At 59.4% G+C, this 23,004-nt stretch carries 16 protein-coding genes and 1 tRNA gene; 10 read left to right on the top strand and 7 right to left on the bottom strand.

Annotated features, from left to right (window positions below; genetic code table 11):
- Window position 1: 1 nt before the first annotated feature.
- From def to DXD77_RS04425, 3 genes are all read left to right on the top strand, one after another.
- The gene (def, locus tag DXD77_RS04415; RefSeq protein WP_117635192.1) at window positions 2-538 is read left to right on the top strand and encodes a peptide deformylase; all 537 of its coding nucleotides are present in this window, start codon (window positions 2-4) and stop codon (window positions 536-538) included.
- Between the two features lie 327 nt (window positions 539-865).
- Window positions 866-1,786 carry a methionyl-tRNA formyltransferase gene (gene fmt, locus DXD77_RS04420; protein WP_117647874.1) on the top strand — a complete coding sequence of 307 codons (921 nt, stop codon included), beginning with the start codon at window positions 866-868 and terminating at the stop codon, window positions 1,784-1,786.
- On the top strand, window positions 1,783-3,186 hold the full coding sequence (locus tag DXD77_RS04425; protein WP_117647876.1) for an RsmB/NOP family class I SAM-dependent RNA methyltransferase: 1,404 nt from the start codon (window positions 1,783-1,785) through the stop codon (window positions 3,184-3,186). The genes fmt and DXD77_RS04425 overlap by 4 nt, the downstream gene beginning before the upstream one ends.
- A 62-nt stretch (window positions 3,187-3,248) precedes the next feature.
- Here the strand turns inward: DXD77_RS04425 and DXD77_RS04430 are convergent, their stop codons facing one another.
- From DXD77_RS04430 to glgB, 7 genes are all read right to left on the bottom strand, one after another.
- A complete protein-coding gene (locus DXD77_RS04430) occupies window positions 3,249-3,485 on the bottom strand; it encodes an FmdB family zinc ribbon protein (RefSeq protein WP_117647878.1) in 237 nt (78 codons plus the stop codon).
- Between the two features lie 88 nt (window positions 3,486-3,573).
- Entirely contained in the window at window positions 3,574-6,870 is a 3,297-nt protein-coding gene (locus DXD77_RS04435; RefSeq protein WP_117647880.1) for a 4-alpha-glucanotransferase, read from the bottom strand.
- A 215-nt stretch (window positions 6,871-7,085) separates the two neighbouring features.
- On the bottom strand, window positions 7,086-9,344 hold the full coding sequence (gene glgA / locus DXD77_RS04440) for a glycogen synthase GlgA (protein WP_199409001.1): 2,259 nt from the start codon (window positions 9,342-9,344) through the stop codon (window positions 7,086-7,088).
- 90 nt (window positions 9,345-9,434) lie between these two features.
- Window positions 9,435-10,562: a glucose-1-phosphate adenylyltransferase subunit GlgD gene (gene glgD / locus DXD77_RS04445; protein WP_117647882.1), complete on the bottom strand. Its 1,128-nt coding sequence runs from the start codon at window positions 10,560-10,562 to the stop codon at window positions 9,435-9,437.
- A 4-nt stretch (window positions 10,563-10,566) separates the two neighbouring features.
- On the bottom strand, window positions 10,567-11,715 hold the full coding sequence (locus DXD77_RS04450; protein ID WP_035138263.1) for a glucose-1-phosphate adenylyltransferase: 1,149 nt from the start codon (window positions 11,713-11,715) through the stop codon (window positions 10,567-10,569).
- Between the two features lie 104 nt (window positions 11,716-11,819).
- Complete coding sequence (locus DXD77_RS04455; RefSeq protein ID WP_117647884.1) at window positions 11,820-14,246, bottom strand: glycogen/starch/alpha-glucan phosphorylase; 2,427 nt, start codon at window positions 14,244-14,246, stop codon at window positions 11,820-11,822.
- 94 nt (window positions 14,247-14,340) lie between these two features.
- On the bottom strand, window positions 14,341-16,617 hold the full coding sequence (gene glgB / locus DXD77_RS04460) for a 1,4-alpha-glucan branching protein GlgB (protein WP_117647886.1): 2,277 nt from the start codon (window positions 16,615-16,617) through the stop codon (window positions 14,341-14,343).
- A gap of 331 nt (window positions 16,618-16,948) precedes the next feature.
- Between glgB and DXD77_RS04465 the strand changes: the two genes are divergently transcribed.
- The 7 genes from DXD77_RS04465 (at window position 16,949) to DXD77_RS04495 (ending at window position 22,978) form a co-directional block, all read left to right on the top strand.
- On the top strand, window positions 16,949-17,638 hold the full coding sequence (locus DXD77_RS04465) for an HAD family phosphatase (RefSeq protein WP_117647888.1): 690 nt from the start codon (window positions 16,949-16,951) through the stop codon (window positions 17,636-17,638).
- 9 nt (window positions 17,639-17,647) lie between these two features.
- Window positions 17,648-18,289 (top strand): thiamine diphosphokinase, encoded by a 642-nt coding sequence (locus DXD77_RS04470; RefSeq protein ID WP_117647889.1) that lies wholly within the window; start codon window positions 17,648-17,650, stop codon window positions 18,287-18,289.
- Between the two features lie 70 nt (window positions 18,290-18,359).
- Window positions 18,360-18,435 (top strand) — tRNA-Ala (locus DXD77_RS04475).
- Between the two features lie 782 nt (window positions 18,436-19,217).
- Entirely contained in the window at window positions 19,218-19,763 is a 546-nt protein-coding gene (gene loaP / locus DXD77_RS04480) for an antiterminator LoaP (protein WP_233506738.1), read from the top strand.
- Window positions 19,764-19,817: 54 nt separating this feature from the next.
- On the top strand, window positions 19,818-20,531 hold the full coding sequence (locus tag DXD77_RS04485) for a sugar transferase (protein ID WP_117647891.1): 714 nt from the start codon (window positions 19,818-19,820) through the stop codon (window positions 20,529-20,531).
- A complete protein-coding gene (locus DXD77_RS04490) occupies window positions 20,528-21,748 on the top strand; it encodes a glycosyltransferase family 4 protein (RefSeq protein ID WP_117647892.1) in 1,221 nt (406 codons plus the stop codon). Before DXD77_RS04485 ends, DXD77_RS04490 begins: the two co-directional genes overlap by 4 nt.
- Before the next feature lie 12 nt (window positions 21,749-21,760).
- Window positions 21,761-22,978 carry a nucleotide sugar dehydrogenase gene (locus DXD77_RS04495; RefSeq protein ID WP_117647893.1) on the top strand — a complete coding sequence of 406 codons (1,218 nt, stop codon included), beginning with the start codon at window positions 21,761-21,763 and terminating at the stop codon, window positions 22,976-22,978.
- Window positions 22,979-23,004: the final 26 nt, after the last annotated feature.

A 23,004-nucleotide genomic window follows, 5' to 3' on the forward strand; every position in this document is an offset into this window, starting at 1 on the left:
CATGGAAGCCAACGGAATCGTACTGTCGCCCGACCCTCGTCTGCGCCAGGAGTGCGCCGTGATCGAGGAGATCACTCCGGCGATCGAGGCGCTTGCCGAGAAGATGAAGAAGATGATGTTCGACAACGGCGGTTGCGGTCTGGCTGCCCCGCAGATCGGTGAGCTTATTCAGCTCGTCACCATCGACTGCGACTACAGCGACAAGAATGACTACGATCCCTACGTGCTCATCAACCCTGTCATTGTTGAGCAGAGCGACCATCTGGTGCCGTTTAGCGAGGGCTGCCTGTCCATTCCCGGTATTAGCTGCGAGATCGAGCGTCCCGACCATGTCGTCGTCGAGGCGTACGACCTGGATGCCAACCTGATTCGCTACGAGGCCTCGGGCGACCTGTTCTGCGTGTGCTTGCAGCACGAGATCGATCACCTGCATGGCAACACCATGTTCGAGCGACTGAAGCCGATGCAGAGGATCAAGGCCGTCAAGGAGTACCAGGACGCCCTGGCCCGCGGCGCTCGACCGGGCGAGACGGAGTAGGTCCCACCGTCCCCGGTGCTGAGCGCCCACATATCATCCCGTGCTCAAACATTCTCGCTTTGCTGCGAAACTGCGCGCGGGACGATATGTGGGCGCTCAGCACCGGGGACTGCGTTGTTCTGGCTCGGTTCGCCCGGGTGCCGTCGGGCCAGGGATGGGCGTCTTCGCTGATAGGTGCTTTGCTGAAAGAGCTGCTTTTATTGCGGCTCTTTCTTTGGTTTTGGGTATATTTGTTCTTGTTGAAATGTTATTGCGGATGGGCTGGTGACTTGGCTTTCCGCTGTTCTTTGTAGCCGTCTCGGCTTTGGTTGAGAGGAGACGATTTTTATGCGTATTGTGTTTATGGGTACGCCTGATTTTGCTGTGCCTTCTTTGACTTCGCTTGTTGAGGCTGGGAATGAGATTGCGCTTGTTGTTACTCGTCCTGATGCTGTTCGCGGGCGTGGTAAGAAGCTTGAGCCGTCTCCTGTTAAGGCTAAGGCGCTCGAGCTTGGTTTGCCTGTTGTTGAGGCTAATCGTATGACGCCTGAGGTTGTTGAGGTGCTCAAGGCTGCGCAGGCTGATATTTTCTGTGTGGCTGCTTATGGCTGTATTTTGCCTGATGAGGTGCTTCATATAGCGCCGCTTGGTATTGTGAATGTTCATGCGTCCTTGCTGCCTCGTTGGCGTGGGGCTGCTCCTATTCAGCGTGCCATTCTTGCTGGTGATGAGATTGCTGGCGTTTCTATCATGCGCATTGGGCATGGCGTGGATACCGGCGCCTATTGTGCGCAGGCCTCGACCTCGGTTGCCGGTAAGCATGCCGAGGCGCTGACTATGGAGCTCGCTGAGCTCGGCGGCAAACTGCTTGCCGATACGCTTCCTTCTCTTGCCGATGGCACCGCCGTGTGGATCGAACAGGATGAGGCGCTCGTTACCCATGCTGCCAAGATTTCTAAGCAGGAGATGCGCTTGGATCCGCAAATGTCGGCGCTTGATTGCGTGCGTCATGTGCTGGCCTCATCCGATACCGCGCCTGCTCGTTGCGTGATTGCCGGCAAGACCGTGCGTGTGCTCGATGCTGCGGCGGCTGATGTGTCGCTTGGCGAGGGTCAGGTTCTCGTTCAGGCTAAGCGTGTTTACCTTGGCCTTTCCGATGGCTCGGTTGAGTTGCTCGAGGTTAAGCCTGATGGCAAGCGTGCTATGGTCGCTTCTGCTTGGGCTGCTGGCCTGCAGGGTGCCGATCTTTCGTGGGGTGTTTTGTCATGAGCAAGCTGTCTCCCGCGCGCAAGCTTGCGCTCGATGTGCTGATGGAGGCCGATCGCCGTGGCATGTATGCGCGCGACGTGTTGTCTTCCCGTGCTTCCGCCAAGGCCATTGACCAGCGCGATTCTGCGTTTGCCGCTCGCTTGGCGCTCGGTGTTGCCGCCACGCAGGGTGTTTTGGACGAGCTGCTCGATCAGTTTCTCGATAAGCCCAAAAAGGTTGCGCCGCGCGTTCGCATGGCGCTTCGTATCTCGGCCTTCGAGATGCTCTACCTGCATACGCCGGGCCGTGTTGCCGTAAGTCAGGGTGTTGAACTGGTTCGTTGCGGTGCTAAGTCCGCCGCCGGCTTGGCCAATGCTGTACTGCATAAGGTTGCGGACAATGTTGAGGACTTTGCCACGGCATCCGACATGGATGAGTCCGAGCGACGCTTGGTTCGTCTGTCGCGCCTTATGGGTCTTCCTCGCTGGCTGTGCGCTCGCATTATGGCGTCGTTTGACACGCCCGAGGGTGCGCTGAACTTTGCCGGCAATCTGGCCCCCGCGCCGCTGGCCCTGCATGAGAACGCCTTTGCGACTAAGCTCGATCCGTATATTTCGCAGCTTGTGGCACCCGTGTTCCCGGGCTGCCATGCCCCGGTTGATGCCCAGGTTACCGTTGCTTCGGGTGTGTTTGAGCGTGCTGCCGCGGTGGCATCTGATCTCAACGCGCAACTTATCGCCACAGCTGCCACGCGCCCTGGTAGCTGCCTTGAGATTGGTGCTGGTCGTGGCACCAAGACCTATGTGATGATGTGCCAGGCCAAGCGTGCGGGCTATGAGCGTCAGCATACGGCGCTCGATCTGCATGATCGCAAGTGCGATCTGAATCTCGCTCGCCTGCATAAGGCCGACATTCAGGGCGTTCGTACGGTTTCGGGTGATGCTTGCGAGCTTGATGAGGTGCTCACATCATTTGATGCCATGCTTGGCGAGCCGGTTAAGTTCGACACGGTCTTTATCGACGCGCCGTGCTCTGGCACCGGCACTATGCGCCGTCATCCCGAGATTCCGTGGCGTCTGACCGAAAAGGATGTGACGGTTGAGCTGCCCAAACTGCAGCTGACGATGCTCAAAGAGGCTGCCGCGCGCGTGGCTACTGGCGGCGAGCTCATCTATGCGACGTGCTCGGTCTTTGACGAAGAGAACACGCAGGTCGTGGATGCTTTCCTAAACTCTCCCGAGGGTACCGGTTTTAGCCTGGAGTCGCTCTCCGAGGCGCAGATCCTGCAACTGCCCGATTTCGAGCAGGCCAAGAAGCTGGTAGCCGTCCGTCAAAACGACCGTGGCCTCTTCCAAAGCGTGCCGGTAAACGCCGACTCCTACGACGGCCACTTTTGCGCCCGCCTGGTCCGCAACTCATAGAGCTACCTGCGACACAAAGAAACAGCCCCGCGATCGGTGTTGATCGCGGGGCTGTTTGGTTTCTAGTGGTTATGCGGGCAGTTGGCGCAGCAGCCGCTTGTGGCGCTGGTGCTGGAGCCGCCGCTGCGCTGGTCGGTGTTGTAGAAACCGCTGCCATCGAACTTAATACCGCTGGCCGAGAACGTCTTGGCCGCCGGGGCACCGCAGCTCGGGCATAGGACCTCGGGGGTCTCGGACATGGGATGCTCAACCTCGAACACGTTGCCGCAGCTCGAGCACTTGTAATCGTAGCGCGCCATAATACTTCCTTTTCAGCATAAAGCGGGCAGATCGCTCTGCCCGCAAAAATTCAAACAGCTGTAACTGTACCCTATATCGGGGGTTTTATCACGCTTCGCCCCAGAATCTATGGGTGTTGCGCAGGAGCTGCGCAGTTTTGCCCTCGGCGGCCGCAACATCGGTCTCGTCAGCCTGCCAGGTCCAGTTGCCCGTGGCCACGCCCGGAACGTTCATGCGCGCGTCGTCGCCCAGCCCCAAGACATCTTGCAGCGGCATCATCACCAGGGGAGCGTCGCTTGCCAGCGCGTCGCTCATCAGCTTGGACGCCACCTCAACACCGCTCGGCACGTCGCCACCCGCAAAGGAACGCGTGCACCAACCGGCCAGCGTCGACGTATCGTGCGTCGAGGTGTACAGAATCTTGCCGGGCGTGGGATGCACACCGCAACGAACGTCGTAGTCGCTAAACTCCAGCACGTCCATGCCGGGGAAACCGCAGGTCGAAGCCATGGCGCGAACACCGGGCGTCAAATAGCCCAGGTCCTCGGCGATAAAGTTGAGCGGACCTAGCTCGTCGTAGGCGGTCTGGAACAGGTCCTTGCCCGGGCCCGTCAGCCAGCGACCGTCGGCGCAAGCCTTGCCCGCGGGGATACTAAAGTAGCTGTGGAATCCCAGGAAGTGATCCAGGCGCACGCGGTCGTAGAGCGAAAACGCGCGGCGCAGGCGATCCATCCACCAGCTATAGCCGTTCTGCTTCATGTGGTCCCAGCGGAACGTCGGGTTGCCCCACACCTGACCCTCGGGCGCAAAGTTGTCGGGCGGCGCGCCCGAAATCTCAATTGCCTTGCCGGTATCGGACAGCCAGAAATTTTCGGGCTCGCTCCACGCGTCGGCCGAATCGTCCGAGACATACATGGGGATATCGCCGATGACCTCGATGCCCTTCTTGTGTGCATAGTTCATGAGCTCGCACCAGGCCAGGTCAAAGCGGTACTGCATGTACGCCTGCAACTCTGCCTCGTCGTGGAAACGCTTGTCGTCAATCAGACGCTCGTTGTAGCGCGCGACATCGGCCGGCCAATCGTGGCGCGACTCGCCCTCAAAGTACTTCTTAACGGCCATGTAGACGCAGTACTTCTCGAGCCAGTCGGCATTGCGATGTTTAAATGCCGTGTAGAGCGGGTCTGCATCCTCGCCGCCACGGGCCTTCCAGGTTTCAAAGTCGGCGGCCAGCTCCTCGCGGCTCTCGGGCAGCAGGTCGATATTGCCCGCAAAAGCTGAGGGACCGGCGTAAGGGGAGCGGAAGAAGTCCGTAGGGTTGACGGGGAGAACCTGCCAGTAGCGCATACCCATGGCGGCCAGATGGTCGATAAAGCGACGCGTGGGTGCGCCGATCGTGCCGGGCTTGCCGTCATCGGTCGGTACCGAGGTGATATGGCACACAACGCCCGCGCCGTGATCGAGCGGCTCCTGCAAGCGCTGCTCGGCATGGTGATAGATGATCGACGAGCCCAGCGGATACAAATCGAGCGTGACTGTGCCGTTGTGGATCTCGCACTCGTGACCGCTGATCACGTCACTCGCGCATTCGTCGAGCGCCGGAATCGTCACGCGGTGCGAATTGCGCAGACTACGGTTGATGATAACCGTCGCGGACTCGCCATCCTTGCCCGTGCGGTTGTATGCCAGCACCTCGTCGTTGAGCGCGAAGGCCTTGATCTCGCCGTCGATCATAAACGGCAGTGCGCGACGTACGGCGGAGGCGTTTTTGACAATAGCCAGCGTGTCGAAGTCGTGCAGTTGGTCCTTGGTCGGCAGGGTGCGGCGGTTGCCCGGATCGGTTAGACCCTCCAGGCCGTATTCGTCGCCGTAGTAGATCGAAGGCACACCGGGGAAGGTCATCTGCATGAGCGTGGCGAGCCAAAAACGGCTCTTGGCCAGGCCCATTGAGTTCTCGTCCAGGCGCCATTTGCTGCGCTCGCACTCGGGCAGCTGCGACTCGTCGGGGCCGCCGCCGAGCACCGAGATGATACGCGGGCGGTCGTGGCTCGACAGCAGGTTGAGCGCGCAGGACAATGCCTCGCTCGGGTAGTTCTCGCGCAGGGTCTCGATATCCTCAGCGGCCTCGTAGGCGTTCTTGTAGCCCATCAAAAAGCCGATGACCATGTCGCGGAAGGGGTAATCCATAGCAGAGTCCAACTCGGAGCCCTGTAGGTAGCGACGCAGATGGCCGTAGCTAATCTTGTTGGAGGCGTCTTCCCAGACTTCGCCGAGCAACAGTGCGTCAGGCTTTTCGGCAAGTACGGCCTTCTTGATCTCGGCCAGGAAGTCGTCGGAAAGCTCGTCAGCGACGTCCAGGCGCCAGCCATGAGCGCCGGCACGTAGCCATTTACGGATCACGCCGTCCTTGCCCAGAAGCCGCTCGCGTACCAGCTCGGAGCTCTCATTGATGGCGGGCATGTTGCCCACGCCCCACCAGCAGTCGTACGAGCCGTCCTCGTGGAAATAAAACGCATCGCGCCACGGCGAGTCCTCGCTCTGCCACGCGCCCACGCCGGGGTAGTTGCCGTAGCGGTTGAAATAGATGGAGTCGTCACCCGTATGGTTAAAGACGCCGTCCAGGATGATGGAGATGCCCAGCTTCTCGGCTGCCTGGCACAGCTCGGTAAAATCCTGCTCGGTGCCCAGGATTGGGTCGATCTTGGTGTAGTCGGCCGTGTCGTAGCGGTGGTTGCTCGCGGCCTCAAAGATGGGGTTGAGGTAGATGGCCGTAAAGCCCAGCTCGGCGATGCGGGGCAGGTCATTTTGGATACCCTTGAGCGAGCCGCCGTAAAAGTCCCAGGTCTTGATGGATCCGTCCTCGGCACGCTCGTACGCGGGCGGCTCGTTCCAGTCCTCGACCATGCGGCGCTGGATTCCGTTGCGTGGCTTTTCGACTTCGGCCAGCGTGCGCTCGCGCCAGTTTTCGTCGCGAGCATAGCGATCGGGGAAGATCTGGTAGACCATACCGCGCTCGTACCAGGTGGGACGGTTCTCGCGGTGCTTGTAGACGGTGACCTGGAACGACGGCACTTCGGCGTAGTCGTAGGTTACGCCCTCGCCGCCGGTGCGACCTTGCGGCGCGCCTAGGCGAACCTCGGGCTGGCCCTCGATATTGCAGATAAAGCTGTACCAGATAAGACAGGGCTCGGTGCACTCAAGCTCTGCAGTAAATATGCCGTCGCCCTCGTGCGTCATGGGATACAGAGACTCACCGATTTCATCGACCCAGGTGCGCAGCGTAAGCGTTGCCTGGTTGGGGTCGGCATCCTCCAAAATCACCGAGAGTGCAACGGAAGTTCCAGTGGTCACAGCGCCAAACGGAGTGCGAAACTGCGGCAGACGGCTGTTGTGTATCAATCTCATAATACGGTCCAGTTCAATAGAATCACGGCCTGCGGGCCATGGCTTTACGCACAGGATGTAAGTATATCTGTTGTACATAGGCTGTATAAACAACATCCGTTTACCATCGGCGAACGGTTGTCCTAGAAAATCGTTTTACCAACTATTAACAGAGAAGGGGCGCCCGGTTGGAGCGCCCCTTGCTTAGGGTTTGATGAGGTTTTGGATCGTCTGGATTAGCGGCGCTTGCGGGTGGCCGTTGCCTTGCGGACGGAAGTCTTCTTGGTCGGAGCCTTTTTCTCGGTCGGAGCGGCAGGGGAGACCGGGGTCTCCTTGGCAGGCTCGGGCTTGGTCTCCTCTTTGACGGCGGCGGGCATAGCCTCTGCCTTAGGAGCGGCAGCCTTTGCCGTGGTCTTCTTGGCCGTCGTCGTGCGCTTGCGCGTGGTGGTCTTGGCGGTCGGCTTGGCCTCGACAGCTGCTTCGGCCTTGGGCTCGGCAGGCGTCTCCTCGACCTTGACGGCGGGCTTTGCGGCAGCCTTCGGAGCGACCTTGGTCGCAGTAGCCTTGGCGGCCGTCGACTTCGTTGCCGTGGTCTTCTTGGCAGCTGTAGTCTTCTTGGCGGTCGCGGTTGTCTTCTTGGCAGCGGTCTTTGCCGGAGCCTTGGCGGCCGGTTTGGCCTCAGCGACCTCGGCCTTTACCTCGGGAGCAGCCTCGGCCTCGGCGGCCTTCTTGGCAGCGGCGGTCGTGCGCTTGCGCGTGGTCGTTGTCTTGGCAGCCGTTGTTTTAGTCGCGGCAGCTTTGGTCGTCGTAGCCTTCTTAGCGGTCGTCTTGCGGGTCGTGGTCTTCTTAGCTGCGGGCTTTGCAGCGGGCTTGACCTCGTCCTTTGCCTCAAGAGCAACCTCAGCCTTCACCTTAGGCTCGGCCTTTGCGGGCTCAGCCTCAACAGGCTTCTCCTCGGCCTTGGGCTCCTCGGCGGCCACCGGTTCAGCAACAGCCTCAGGCTCGTCGACAACAGCCGCCGGCCTCTCAATCTCCGGATGCATAAAGAAGTACAGGTCCAGATACTTATCGGCCGAGCGCGTCCAGCTAAAGTCCTGGCTCATGGCCTGCGTGACCAGCTGGTTCCAGGCATCGCGGTTGTCCCAGAACAGGCGTGCCGCGCGGAACACGGCGTCGCCCATCTCGTCGCCGTTAAAGTTACTAAACGAGAAGCCCGTGCCCTCGCCGGTAAACTCGTTATACGGGATCACGGTGTCCTTCAGACCACCGGTCTCGCGCACGATGGGCAGCGTGCCGTAACGCATGGCGATGATCTGCGACAGGCCGCAGGGCTCAAACTTCGACGGCATCAGGAACATGTCGGCGGCGGCGTACATGCGCTGCGACAGCGCAGGATCGAACTCGATGCGTGCGGCCATGGTGCCGGGGTACTTGTCCTGGAAGTAGCGCAGGCCGTCCTCGTAGTCGCGGTCGCCGGTGCCCAGTACCGCCACTTGCACGCCGCCGGCCAGAATGCGGTCAAGCGCGTACATGACCAGGTCCATGCCCTTCTGGCGCGTCAGGCGCGTGACCATCACCATGAGCGGACGGTCGTCGCGAATCTCGAGCCCCAGCTCTTCCTGCAGCTTGGCCTTGCACACGGCCTTGCCAGAGCGGTCTTCAACCGTGTAGTTGGCGGCAATGCGCTTGTCGGTCGCCGGGTCAAAGCCCGCCACGTCAATGCCGTTCAGGATACCCTGCAGCGCGTACGAACGCTCGCGCAGAACGCCGTCCAGGCCCTCGCCAAACTCGGGCGTCTGGATCTCGTTGGCATAGGTGGGGCTCACCGTAGTGATGGCATCGGCATAGCGCAGCGCGCCCAGCATATAGTTGATGCTGCAGGCGTCGCAACGCAGCTGCGAGGCGGCCGCCGGAATATGCGCCACGCCCAGGATGTCCTCCATCACGGTGTCGCTAAACTGGCCCTGGAACGCTACGTTGTGGATCGAGAACACGGTCTTGACGCGGTCATACAGCGGCAGGCCCTGGTAAAACTCGCGCAAAAACACGGGCGCAAGTGCCGTCTGCCAGTCATTGCAGTGCAGGATGTCGCACTCAAAGCCGGCCGGCAGGTGCTGCAGGCTCTCGGTGATGGCCTTGGAGAAAAACGCAAAGCGCTCGCCGTCATCAAAGAAGCCGTACGGATAGTCGCGCGCAAAGTAGCGCTCGTTGTCGATGAACATATAGGTGACGCCGTCGTGCTCGAGCTTCTCGAGCCCGCAGTACTCATTGCGCCAGCCCAGGCTCACGTAAAAATCGGAGAAGTGCTCCATCTGTGCCTTGTACTCATCCTTGATGGTGGCGTACTTGGGCACCATCACGATAACTTCGGCGCCGGCGCGCACAAGCGCCGCAGGCAGCGAACCTGCCACGTCACCCAGGCCACCGGTCTTTACAAACGGTGCGCACTCGGCCGAGGCAAACACGATCTGCATCTTTTTGCTGGAATCAGCCATATTGTCTCCCATGTTGCAATTCGAGAATAGCCGCCTGGCGCTAACCGGGCGGCTATTCTACATGTTACGAGCGATGTTGCGGTGCCAACGTTAACGTACGATGGTGATGTCAGAAGTTAACGGAGCCTTGCCCAGCACCAGAATGTTCTCGGGCGTGCCGCGAAGCTCGGTGTTGGTGGGGACCACGTTGTTCTTGTCCAGGATGGCGTTCTCAACGCGTGCGCCGCTCTTGATGATGCAGCTCTGGTTGATGATCGAGTTGGTCACCGAGGCGCCCTCCTCGACCACGACGCCGCGCGACAGGATCGAGTTGCGCACGGTGCCCTTGATGATGCAGCCGGCCGAGATGATCGAGTTGCAGGCGTGGCTGCCGGTCGCATAGCGCGAAGGCGGCACGTCGTGAGCCTTGGTCAGGATCGGGCGTTCGGGATCGAAGAGCTGGTCGGCTACGGTCTGGTCGAGCAGGTCCATGCTGCGGCGATACAGCGACTTCTCGCTAAACACGCCCACGACCTCGCCCTTGTACTCGTAGCTGCACACGTCGATGTTGCCAAAGTCGCCCTGGAGTGCCTCGAGCAGGTCCAGATAGTCGGCGGCCTGATAGTGGTCGATAATCTCGAGCAGCGTCTCGCGGTTGACGATGCAGCAGTCCATGGAGGCGTTGTCGCCGTACACGACGCCGGCGCTCACGCCCGTCAGGCGACCGTTCTCGTTAATCTCGAGCTTGGTCTCGTCATCGACGTTGCGCGTGGCCTTGCAGTACACCACGGTCATCTGGGCACCGGAGTTCTCGTGCGCCTCGATGATGGTGTTGAGGTCCATGTTAAAGATGATGTTGGTGCCCATCATCACGACATAGGGCTTCTCCGAGCGCTGGAACAGCGTCTTGTTGGAGATGATGTCGCGCAGCAGGAAGCGCATGCCGCCCTTGGTGGTGCCATACGCGTTGCCGGGTACCATGAACAGGCCGCCCTTCTTGCGGTCCAGGCCCCAGTCCTTGCCCGAGCCCACGTGGTCGATCAGCGAACGGTAGTTACCCGGCATGACGACGCCGACGGTCTTAATGCCGGCATTCATCATGTTGGACAGCGGGAAGTCGATCAGGCGGTAGCGGCCCAAAAACGGAACGGACGCGATGGGGCGGTCCTTGAGCAGGACGCTGCCGTAGGACGAAGAGTAGTTAGCGGTGATATAACCGATGGCCTTGCGATTGATCATCGGATCATTCCCCCTTCCCGATAACGACGTCATTTCCAACGACGGCCGTATCCTTGGTGGTATCGACAGAGCCGAGCTTCACGCCCTCTTCGACCGTGGAGTTCTCGCCCAAAATAGCGCGGCAGATGTGTGCGCCGCTCTTAACGTGCGCACCCGGCAGCAGCACGGAGTCCTCGACCACGGCGCGCTCCTCGATGATGACATCGGTCGAAAGGATCGAGTGGCGAGCGGTGCCGTAGATCTTGCAGCCGTTGGAGACCAGGCAGTCGTCCAGGCGGCCGTCAGGGCCAATGTAGTGCGGCGGACGCGTGGTGATGTTGGACATGATGGGGAAGTTCTTGTCGAACAGATCGAACTCGGGGTTGTTACCCAGCAGGTCCATCGAGGTCTCATGGAAGCTGGCGATGGTGCCGACGTCCTTCCAGAAGCCGTGGAACTCGTAGCTGTACAGGCGCTTGTTCTCACCGAGCAGCTTGGGGATGATGTCCTTGCCAAAGTCGTGGCTCGAGCGCTGGTCCAGAGCGTCCTCCTCGAGCGCCTCGATCAGCACGTCGGCCGAGAAGATGTAGATGCCCATGGATGCGAGGTTCGAATCGGGCTTCTCGGGCTTCTCGGTGAACTTGGTGATGCGGCCGTCTTCGGGGTCGGTGGTCAGGATGCCAAAGCGGCTGGCCTCCTCCCACGGCACGGGCATAACGCTCACCGTGAGGTCGGCGTTGTTCTCAATGTGCGTCTTGAGCATCTTGCGGTAGTCCATGCGATACAGGTGATCGCCCGAAAGAATCAGAACGTACTTGGGGTCGTTCGCCTTGATGTAGTCGAGGTTCTGCGTAATGGCGTCGGCCGTGCCCGCATACCAGGCGCCGCCGGTCTGCGTCTCGTACGGCGGCAGGATCGACACGCCGCCGTCGCGGCTGTCCAGATCCCACGCCTCGCCGGAGCCCACGTAGGCATGCAGCAGGTAGGGACGGTACTGCGTCAGAACGCCCACCGTGTCGATGCCCGAGTTGGAGCAGTTGGACAGCGAAAAGTCGATAATGCGGAACTTGCCACCAAAGCTAACCGCCGGCTTGGCGATCTTTTGGGTGAGTGCCCCCAATCGGCTGCCCTGTCCTCCTGCGAGGAGCATCGCGATGCATTCTTTCTTACTCATCGATTTCTCCTTCTGTCATCGATGTTCCTAACCCATTAGCGACGGGCGCGGCGCACTGTCACGCCCGTCGAGTAATGCCGTGCGGCAAAGGGAGCTCGCGCGCTTTATGCGTGCCAGATCTCGTCGCGATACTCGCGAATGGTGCGGTCGGACGAGAACCAGCCACTCGAGGCGGTGTTGAGCAGGGCCTTGCGGTTCCAGGTCTCCTGGTCGCCGTAGCTGCCCGTGAGGTTCGCCCATGCATCCACGTAGCTGCGGAAGTCGGCCATGACTAGGTCGGGGTCGTTGTTGTTCATGAGCTCGTTGTAGATGCTCTCGAAGTTGCCCGAAAGACCCGCAAACGTGTTGTCCTTGAGCTCGTCCATCACGCGGCCCAGACGCTCGCGGTCGCCGTTGAGGGTATCCCACGCAAAGTAGCTGTTCGATGCCCAGAGCTGCTCGACCTCGGGGGCGGTCAGGCCAAAGATGGCCTCGTTCTCGCGGCCGGCCAGATCGGCGATCTCGATGTTGGCGCCGTCAAGGGTACCCAGCGTAATGGCGCCGTTCATCATGAGCTTCATGTTGGACGTGCCCGAGGCCTCCTTGCCGGCCGTGGAGATCTGCTCCGAGATCTCGGCGGCGGGGTAGATGAGCTGGGCGTTGCTCACGCGGAAGTTGGGGATAAAGCAGACCTTCATGACCTCATTGACGCGGGCATCGTTGTTGATGACGTCGGCAACGGAGTTAATGAGGCGGATGGTCTCCTTGGCAAAGGTGTAGCTCGAGGCAGCCTTGCCACTAAAGATGAAGGTCGTCGGCGTCACGTGGAAGTTAGGATCAGCGATGCGACGGTTGTAGATGTCCATCACCTTCATGATGTTCATGAGCTGGCGCTTGTAGGCATGGAAGCGCTTTACCTGGACATCGAAGACGGTGTTGGGGTCAATGACCAGACCGGTCTCGGCCTTAACGTAGGCGGCCAGGCGCTCCTTGTTAGCGCGCTTGGAAGCACCCACGGCCTTCAGGAACTCGGTGTCGTCCTTAAACTCCTTGAGTTTCTCAAGCTCAAAGGCGTCTTTGAGCCAGCCATCGCCAATGGCCTCGGTCACGAGCTTGGCGTAGGTGGGGTTGGCTTCGGCAAAGAAGCGACGGTGCGAGATGCCGTTGGTCTTGTTGTTGAACTTCTCGGGCGTCAGGGCATAGAAGTCCTTGAGCACGATGTTCTTGATGATGTCGGAGTGGATCTTGGCCACGCCGTTGACGCTGTGGCTGCAGATCACAGACAGGTTGGCCATGCGAATCTCGCCGTCCCACAGGATGGCGGTCTGGCGCAGACGCTCCTGCCAGCCCTCCTGCGTGGTGTCGAACGACTCGTGCCAACGACGGCTGATCTCGTCGATGATCTGGTACACGCGGGGGAGGAGCTTGGAGAACGTGCCGATGGGCCACTTCTCCAGAGCCTCGGGCAGGATGGTGTGGTTGGTGTAGCTCACGACCTGCGTCACGATGTTCCAGGCGTCGTCCCACTCGAGCTTCTTCTCGTCGATGAGGATGCGCATGAGCTCGGGGCCGCACATGGCGGGGTGCGTGTCGTTGGTGTGGATGGCCACAAACTGCGGCAGCAGCTCCCAGTTCTCACCGTGCTCCTTCTCAAAGGTGTCGAGCAGGCTGTAGATGCCGGCCGAGACAAACAGGTACTCCTGCTTCAGGCGCAGCAGACGGCCGTGCTCGCCGGCGTCGTTGGGGTAGAGGATGGCGCTGATGGCCTCGGCCTCGGCGCGCTCGGCGTCGGCCAGGGCGTAGTCGCCGCGGTTGAAGGCCTCCAGATCGAAGTGCTCCTCGACCGGCTCGGCGGCCCAGACGCGCAGCTTGTTGACGGTCTCGCCGGCATAGCCCACGACGGGGATGTCATAAGGGACAGCCAGGATGTCCTGCGTGTCCACCGTGCGGTAGAACGTGCGGCCGTTCTCCTCAAAGCCCTCAACATGGCCACCAAACTTGATGGTCACGGCCTTGTCCTGACGACGGACCTCCCAGGGATAGCCGTGGGTGAGCCACTCGTCGGTGGCCTCGACCTGGCTGCCGTTGACAATCTCCTGCTTAAACAGGCCGTAGCGGTAGCGCATGCCGTTGCCGTAGCCGGCAATGCCCTCGGCTGCCATGGAATCCAAGAAGCATGCGGCCAGACGACCCAGGCCACCGTTGCCCAGGGCCGGATCGGGCTCCTGGTTCTCGATGACGGACAGGTCAAAGCCCATGTCGTCGAGCGCCTCGGCGACCATGTCGCGCACGCCAAAGTTGAGCAGGTAGTTGTCGAGCAGGCGGCCGATCAAAAACTCGATCGAGAAGTAGTACACGCGCTTTTTGCCCTCGGCGGTGACGCGGGCGTCACTCTTGGTGGCAACGGTGCGCGCCTTCTCGGCCACGAGCTTGGCCAGGGCGTTAAAGCGGTCGAGGTCGCTGGCGGCCTCGACGCTCTTACCGCTGATGCTCATGACGGCATCGCGATAGAGCTCGGTAAACTCCTGCTTGTTGTCGAAGATCTTATTCATACGTTCCTTTCCCCCGGGGATGTTTCTCCCGGAACGGTTATGACTTGTATCCTACGCCTCGTCGGGGCGGGTAATTACAGCTGTAACGGTTTTGTTACGCATCCTTGGCAGACGGCTTAACAGAAGCAGACTTGGTCTTGGTAGCGGCCTTTTTGGCAGCTGGTTTCTTGGCTGCGGCCTTAGCAGCGGGCTTTGCGGCAGCCTTGGCCTTGGCCTTGGTCGTCGTGGCCTTCGCCTTAGCCGGAGCCTTCTTGGCAGCCGCAGGCTTAGGCTTCACCGAGGACGTGCGCTTTTTGGGCGCAGCCTTGGGCTCCTCGACCACGGGCGGCTTGTAGCTGCTGGGGCCGCGGCGCTTAAGCACCACGCCAGCCAGCCCGGGCACCTTAATCTCGATGGAGTCCATCTGCCCGTTCCAGGGATAGGGCTCGCTCGAGCAGGTGTAAGGCTCTTCGCCGGCATAGCCGCTGCCGCCAAACTCGGGACGGTCGGAGTCAAAGATGACCTCCCAGTCACCCTCGCGCGGCACGCCCACGCGGAAACTCTCGTAGCTCGCCGGGTCAAAGTTGATCAGGATCACCAGATCGTCATCGACGTCCTCGCCCTGGCGCACAAAGCTCACGATGGACTGCTTGGAGTTGTCCGCATCGATCCAGGTAAAGCCGTCGTCGGTGTATCCGCGCTCGTACAGGGCGGGCTCGGCGGTGTACAGGTGATTGAGCGCCTTAATGAACGCCTGATGATGCTTGTGAGTCTCGTACTCCTCGGTCAGGAACCACTGGATGGACTCGTAGTAGCGCCACTCAATAAACTGGCCGATCTCGTTGCCCATAAAGTTGAGCTTGGCACCGGGGTGCGTCATCTGGTAGAAGGCCAGCGTGCGCAGGCCGGCAAACTGGCGCCACCAGTCGCCCGGCATGCGGCCGATCAGCGAGCACTTGCCGTGTACGACCTCGTCGTGGCTCAGCGGGCAGATAAAGTTCTCGGTAAAGGCGTACATGATGGAGAACGTGAGCAGGCCGTGGTTGCCGGGGCGCCACGGAAAATCGGTCTGCATGTAGTGCAGGGTGTCGTTCATCCAGCCCATGTCCCACTTGTAGTGGAAGCCCAGGCCGCCGTCCTGAGGCGGGTAGGTCACGAGCGGCCACGCGGTGGACTCCTCGGCCATCATCATCACGTCGGGGTAGTGGGCCTCCACGGCGCAGTTGACCTGGCGGATAAACGCGCTGGCGTCCAGGTCCTCCTCGGTACCATACTTGTTGAACTTCTTTTGGCCGGGATCGTCGATGCCAAAGTTGAGGTACAGCATGCTGGACACGCCGTCCATGCGGATACCGTCCACGTGGAAGTTCTCGAGCCAGTACAGCACGTTGGAGACCAGGAAGGAGCGGACCTCGCCGCGGGCGAAGTCAAACTTGTGCGTGCCCCAGTTGGGGTGAATCTCGTGCTCAAACAGCATGTGGCCGTTAAAGGTGGCAAGGCCGTGGGCGTCGGCGCAAAAACCGCCGGGCACCCAGTCCATGATCACGCCGATGCCAGCCTCGTGGCATGCATCGATAAAGTGCATGAGCTGCTGCGGGTTGCCGTAGCGCGACGTGGCGGCGTAGTAGCCGGTCGTCTGGTAGCCCCAGGAGCCATCGAAGGGATGCTCCATAAGCGGCATGACCTCGATATGTGTGTAGCCCATGTCGCGCACGTAGTCCACGAGCTCTACCGACAGGTCGTCGTAGGTGTAGAATTCGCCGCGCTGCGCGGGGAAGGGATCCATGGGGCCGGGGTAATTTCCGTACTCGTCCGGCTCGCCCTGCGGCGCGTCGCCGTGGCGCTTCCACGAGCCAATATGCACCTCGTAGATGTTAAGCGGCTGCGACATGTGGTTATGGCTGGCGCGGCGCTTAAGCCACGCGGCGTCGTTCCACTTGTAGCCATCGAGGGTCCACAGCACGCTGGCGGTACCCGGAGGGCACTCTGCCTTAAAGGCGTACGGATCGGCCTTATAGAGCTTTTCGCCCTCGTTGGTCTCGATGAGATATTTATAGAGCTGGCCCTGCTCGGCACCAGGAATAAAGCCTTCCCAAATAGTGCTCGTATGCACGGGCACCAGAGGGTTGGCTTCCTCATCCCAGTCGTTAAATTCGCCAATGACATGCACGCTCTTTACATCGGGCGCCCAAACGCAAAAGCGCCAGCCGCGCGTACGGTTCTGCGTGTCGGGGTGCGCGCCCATCTTTTCCCAGCTGCGCTCCCACGTGCCGATGCCAAATAGATAGACATCGTCCTTGGTGAGCTCCGGTGCGTGCGGGGCGGCTTTACGGGTTGCGGGCTTTTTAGCCGTTGGCTTTAGCTTTGTATCGCTCACGTTTGATCCCATCATGACGCGGCAGCGTGTTGCCTTGGTGACTAGATGCGAAAGGTCCAAGGCTGCACGAATCGAAGGGACGGCGATAGTTCTATGATTCGTTCCACCTCGCGTGCTCGGTGGAACTTTCGGCAGAAACTACGATAACACCTGTACGTTACTTTTATGAAGGAAAGTGGTTTTAGGGCGGCGTTTAATCGGTAAGCGCCATGTTTAGACCACTTGCAGAATTGCCGTGGTAAAACTCTTGACAGTTTTACCAATTAGGGTTTCAAGATTGTTAGTCTGACGTTTGGTAAAACGTTTTTAGCAGGATGTTTACCATTTGACATCGAAAGGTTCGTTTATGTCCCAGACCGCCGCCCCCAACGTTGCTTTTATTTTCGATTGCGACGGCACACTGGTTAATAGCACCCCCGTTTGGGCCTATGCCCAGCCCGAGTTATTGCACCGCTACGGAATTGACGTGACGGTCGACGATTTTGCCCAGTTTGAGCATCTTTCGCTGGAGGACGAATGCCAGGCCTACCACGACACGTGGGGTATTAGCGCAAATGGCGAGGAGCTCTATCTCGAGCTGAGTGACATTCTGATCGATGGCTACTCCAAGGTGCCGCCGCGCGAGGGGCTTCTGGCATTTTTGGAGCAGGCGAAGGCGGTGGGCATTGCCATGTGCGTCGCCACGTCCACGCCGGCCGAGCTGGTTAAGTCTGCACTTGCGGGAGCCGGGCTCGATGCCTACATGGAGTTTGTGACCACCACCGGCGAGGCAGGACGCTCCAAGCAGTTCCCCGATGTGTATGAGCTCGCGCTGCGCCGCCTGGAGGAGCGCCATAGGCACAAGTTTGAGCGCGCATGGGTGTTTGAGGACGCCGTTTTTGGCCTTAAGAGCTCTGGCGCCGCGGGCTTTAAGCGTGTAGGTATCTATGACCCGCACGGCCGCATGAAGCGCGACGACGTGCGCGCCAACTGCGATATCTTTATCGATAGTTATGAGGACCTGGATCTGGCCCGCGTGCTTTCGTTTGAGGGATAGGCGAGAGCTGTGGCTTGTAAGGTATTAGTGGTCTGTGGCTCGTCCGTGGTGGCGAGCGCGGATCTGTTGCGTAGACTAGCAGGGGAGTGCGACCACGTTGTCGCCGTGGACCGCGGTCTCGATGCGCTGTTGGGCGCGGGGCTGGGCTGCGACGTGTATGTGGGGGATGCCGACACGGTGAGTGATGCGGGTCGCGCACTAGTCGATGCCGCTACCGACTTTGAGGTTGAGCGCCACGACCCCTACAAGGACTATACGGATCTGGCGCTGGCGCTCGATTCCGTCCGCCGTCGCTGGCCGGGTGCCGAAGTGGTTGCGACCTGCGCTACGGGCGGCCGCCCGGACATGGCGCTTTCCGTACTGGGCCTGCTAGCAGGCTACGATGACGCCCCAGTCTGGATTGTCGAGGACAAGGTGGTCGCCCGCATCCTTCGCGCAGGCGAATCGTGGATCATCGAAGACCACGAGGGCAAGACGTTCTCCATCATCGCCCTTGCCCCAGAAACGGTAGTAAGCGAACACGGTCTAGAATGGGAACTAGACCACGCCCCCCTGGGACTACTAGCAGACACGGGCATCAGCAACGTCGTCAGGGGTACGGCCAAGATCCAAGTCCATGCCGGCACCGCCATCGCTTACCTAGATCAATAGGCACTTAAAGTCTGACCCAAAAAAGTCCTTGCACGTCGCGCCAACTTCCCCTATAGTATCTCCTCGTCACGGGGGCGTAGCTCAGCTGGGAGAGCGCTTGACTGGCAGTCAAGAGGTCAGGGGTTCGATCCCCCTCGTCTCCACCATCGTGAATGCAAAGGCCTTCGGTATACCGAAGGCTTTTTTTGTCGAAATATCTCGGGTCACAAACCCCTCCGACGCCAACAAAAAGTTGCACAATTTATTTCACATGTCTGTACATAGTTTGTTATCCAAACGCAATTACCAGTGCAGCTCGCTTCTCCATTTGGGCTTCAGGAACGCTCCCAATTATTGCCAGCACCCCAATAACCTGCGTCAACGTGAACAACATCCCAAAACAAACCCCTTGAGCACGTCAAATGAACGATATGTTGTCCAACGCAGCCCAAATCAGTTTCACTAACAGCTTGTGCTAGGATAACTAACGTACATGAGTTCAACTGTGCTCACGGCTCCAGCAGGCCGCATAGCACAGGGTCGATCAGCATCCGGCCGTAACGGCGGTGCCAGAAACACCATGAGCTCCAATATCGATTGCCATGCGCGATTTTGCACTTGTTTTTGCGGCTATTTATAAGTTCGCTTTCGGCAGTGTAATTGGTTGTTTTGGCAAACCACAGCAGTCCTTCAGCTGTTTGCGTGCGGTCCAGTTTTGTACCCGCTTGACTGGTTCGCACGCAGCCAGCTGGAGACGCGGTCATTTTGCGATACACGTCCGCGTTTCTAGCAACTGCGCTTATACATACCGTTCACGGTGGGGCAGAGCCACGTGCTTGTCTGACTGGGCTCAGGGTTTGAATATGGAGCGCCTTCGCGCACAAGCGCCCTGGCGAAGCCATATCCAAATCACGTGAGCCATACGTAAGACAGCAAGGGGGTGGAGCTCGTGTGGTATGTAATTCAGGTCATTAACGGTCGCGAAGACGTAATGCGCGAGCGCATTGAGCGCATGGTGCCGGCTGTCGCCATGCAGGAGCTCTTTTATCCCCAATTTCAAACCGAGATTAAAGTTCACGGCGAATGGGTCAATACGACCAAGCCGCTCTTTCCCGGTTATCTTATCTGCGATACGGCAGATCCCCGCACCGTGCAACAGTATCTGATGCGCATGGACGACTTTGCCCGGGTGCTTTCCCAAGACGGTCAGTTTGTGCTGCTGGCAAAAGAAGAGGTTCAGCTTATTGGCGGCTTTACGCATAGGGGAGACCGCATAGTGCCCATGAGCGAGGCCTTAAAAGACGGCGACCAAGTCGTAGTGACGGCAGGTCCGCTGCTGGGCCACGAAGGCCTTATCAAAACCATTAATAGACGCAAGAGCACTGCTTATCTGGAGCTCAACCTGTGCGGCCGACGCGTAACTACGCGCGTTGGCCTTGCCGTGCTTTCGGCCGAGCAGCGCGTCATGCGCAACTTTAAAAAGGCAATCGCCTAAATGCAGGCGACTGTTTAACGGGACAGGGAGGATCCCCGGGGCGGGGACGCAGGTTTGAAGGAAATAGTGGGAGATAAAACTGAATATGCCGGTGTTGCAGTCGTGAAGCCAGACTCGGTTGCTTTAGAGATAAAGCCAAGCGGTACATTGGCTTATCGATTTTTAAAACGACTTTTCGATCTTGTATTCAGCCTTTGCGTGAGTGTGGTGCTGATTATTCCCATCACGATTGTGTGCGCACTCATTTGTCTTGAGTCTTCTGGAAGCCCTGTGTATGCACAGGAGCGTGTTGGCATGCACGGAAAGACTATCAAGATCCTTAAGCTCCGCAGCATGGTCGCCGATGCGGGCGACGTGCAGAAATATCTGAGCCCTGAGCAGCTTCATCAGTGGGAAGTCGAACGCAAGGTCGACGATGACCCCCGCATTACCAAAGTCGGGAGCTTCATTCGCAAGTGTTCGATTGACGAGATGCCGCAGTTTCTCAACGTGCTGAACGGTGATCTTTCCGTCATTGGTCCGCGACCTATTACAAGAGATGAGCTGGAGCAGCACTTTTCCGACGAGGAGAAGGCCGTGTTGCTCTCTGTCCAGCCCGGCATTACGGGCCTGTGGCAGGCCACCGACCGTAACGCTGCAACGTTCGAGAGCGGCTTGCGCCAGAAGATTGAGCTTCATTACGTGCGGAACAGGTGTTTCAGCATTGACTGGAAATGCTTTACCGGCACTTTCGGTGCAATGTTTGGGAAGGGAGCTACAGGTAAATGAGGATTCTCTACTTCACTCAATTTTTTAGTCCAGAGAATATTGCTGCCGCCTTCAGAGCCAAGGATCACTCTGATATTTGGTCAGATTCTGGCCATGACGTTACTGTTTTTACGGGTTGGCCTAATTATCCCACAGGAAGACTCTATGACGGTTATGACATGGTTCCCCTGCGAGAAGAACGAATGGGGCGTATTCGCGTCTTTCGTTCAGCGTCAAAGATTCAGCCTAACACTAGCTTTAAGAAGCGAATCGAGTCTGGAATTAGCTTCATCCTGGGCGGGCTCAAAAACCTACGTACTGGATCTCCGGTTGGCACGGATTATGACGTGGTTCTTGTCACAAGCGGCACGGTATTCTCCGCTTGGCTTGGTGTGCATTATGCCAAGAAGCATCGCCTTCCTCTGGTCATCGAGTTTCGCGATCTGACCTACAAGCAGATGATGGCGACGGGGAACAAGGGCGCGAAGGCTGCTGCTATGAAGGCGCTTGAGCTTTCCTTCTGTAGAGTCGCCGATCACGTGGTTGTACTTACCGACGGCTTCAAGAAAAACCTTTCTGCGGAAGGCGTCTCTTCGGAAATGATATCGGTCGTGCCCAATGGCGCGGATGTTGTTCCTTGTGAGCATGAATGGCATCGCCCGCTTCGCTTGGGTTACTTCGGGACCATGGGGCTGTCCCAAAACGTGCCGGAAACAGTCGAATATGTAAAGCGACTCGCGGAGAAGGGCTTTGTTTCAAGCTATGAGTTGATTGGCGAGGGTGCAGCCCGTGCTGAGATCGAGCGAATGATGGATGCTGGCAAGCTCGACTTTCTCGGCTTGGAGCACGGCATTCCCATGTCGGAGCTCGAGGCACGGTATGCGAGAGTCGACATGACCGTAGTTTCTCTCCAAAAAAGTGATCAATTCGCGGGAACCATCCCATCAAAGATATTCCAGTCATTCGCGCGCGGCGTCCCCGTGTTGTTCATCGGACCCGAAGGAGATGCGTCCGAACTCGTGCGCAGAAGCGGTGCGGGCGTAGTCCTGTGCGACTCGGCCGAGGAAGACATTCGCCATTTGGTGGGTTTCGCCTCGAAAGAAGACCTTGTTGACGAGCTTAACCGAATGAGCAAATCCGCCGTCGAATTCATGGCACGCGAGTTCTCGCGAAAGATCATGGCTGAAAAGATGACCCGCATCCTGTCCGATGCCGTCAAACAAGGTTCAAGAAACTGAAAGGAAAACACTATGGTTAACGTTATCGGTCTCGGCTACATCGGCCTCCCCACAGCCCTCATGATGGCTTCCCACGGCGTGGAGGTCGTGGGCACCGACTACAACGAGGAGCTCGTCGCCACTCTCAACGCCGGCAAGACCACTTTCAAGGAGGAAGGTCTGGACGAGCTGTTCGCCGACGCCCTGGAGGCCGGCATCAAGTTCTCTACCGACTACCAGGTCTGCGACACCTACATCGTCTCGGTCCCCACGCCCTACGACAAGCTAGACAAGAAGATCGACCCGTGCTACGTCGTGGCTGCCTGCAAGACCGTCCTCGAGGTCGCGCCCGAGGGCGCCGTGCTCGTCGTCGAGTCCACCGTCTCGCCCAACACCATCGACCGCTTCGTGCGCCCGCTGCTCACAGAGGCCGGCCGCGGGGACGTCAGGCTCGTCCACGCCCCCGAGCGCATCATCCCGGGCAACATGGTCTACGAGCTGCTGCACAACAACCGCACCATCGGCGCCGACGACCCCGAGGTGGGCGAGGCCGTGGCCAAGGTCTACGCCAGCTTCTGCCAGGGCGAGATCTCCGTCACCGACATCCGCACCGCCGAGATGACCAAGGTCGTCAAGAACACCTTCCGCGCGGTGAACATCGCCTTCTCCAACGAGCTCGCCAAGATCTGCCGCATCGGCGGCATGGACGTCGCCGAGGTCATCCGCATCGCCAACAAGCACCCGCGCGTGAACATCCTCAACCCCGGCCCGGGCGTCGGCGGCCACTGCATCCCGGTCGACCCGTGGTTCCTGGTCGGCGACTACCCCGAGACGGCCAACTTCATCCGCCTCGCCCTTCAGACCAACGCCTCCATGCCCGAGTACGTCATGCACCGGGCCCACGAGGTCATGGCGGATCATGGCATCACCGACGCCTCGAAGGTCGGCATCTACGGCCTCACCTACAAGGAGAACGTCGACGACGTCCGCGAGTCCCCGACGCTGCAGATGCTCGAGTCCATGTCCGAGCACCTCTGCGCCGGCTCCGTCAAGGTCTACGACCCTTGGGTCGAGCGCGACGAGGTTCCCGGCCAGGTCCATTCAATGGAGGAGTTCCTGGACGGCCTGGAGATGGTGATCGTGATGGTCGGCCACTCCCAGGTCAAGGACAACCCCGGCATCTTCGGCGACCGCGTCATCATCGACCCGCGCAACGTCTGCGGCGACGGAGAGAACGTCTACAAGCTGTAAGACCATGTGACTCTTCAGGGGGAATC

The organism is Collinsella sp. TM09-10AT (genome assembly GCF_003436275.1).
Taxonomy (GTDB): domain Bacteria; phylum Actinomycetota; class Coriobacteriia; order Coriobacteriales; family Coriobacteriaceae; genus Collinsella.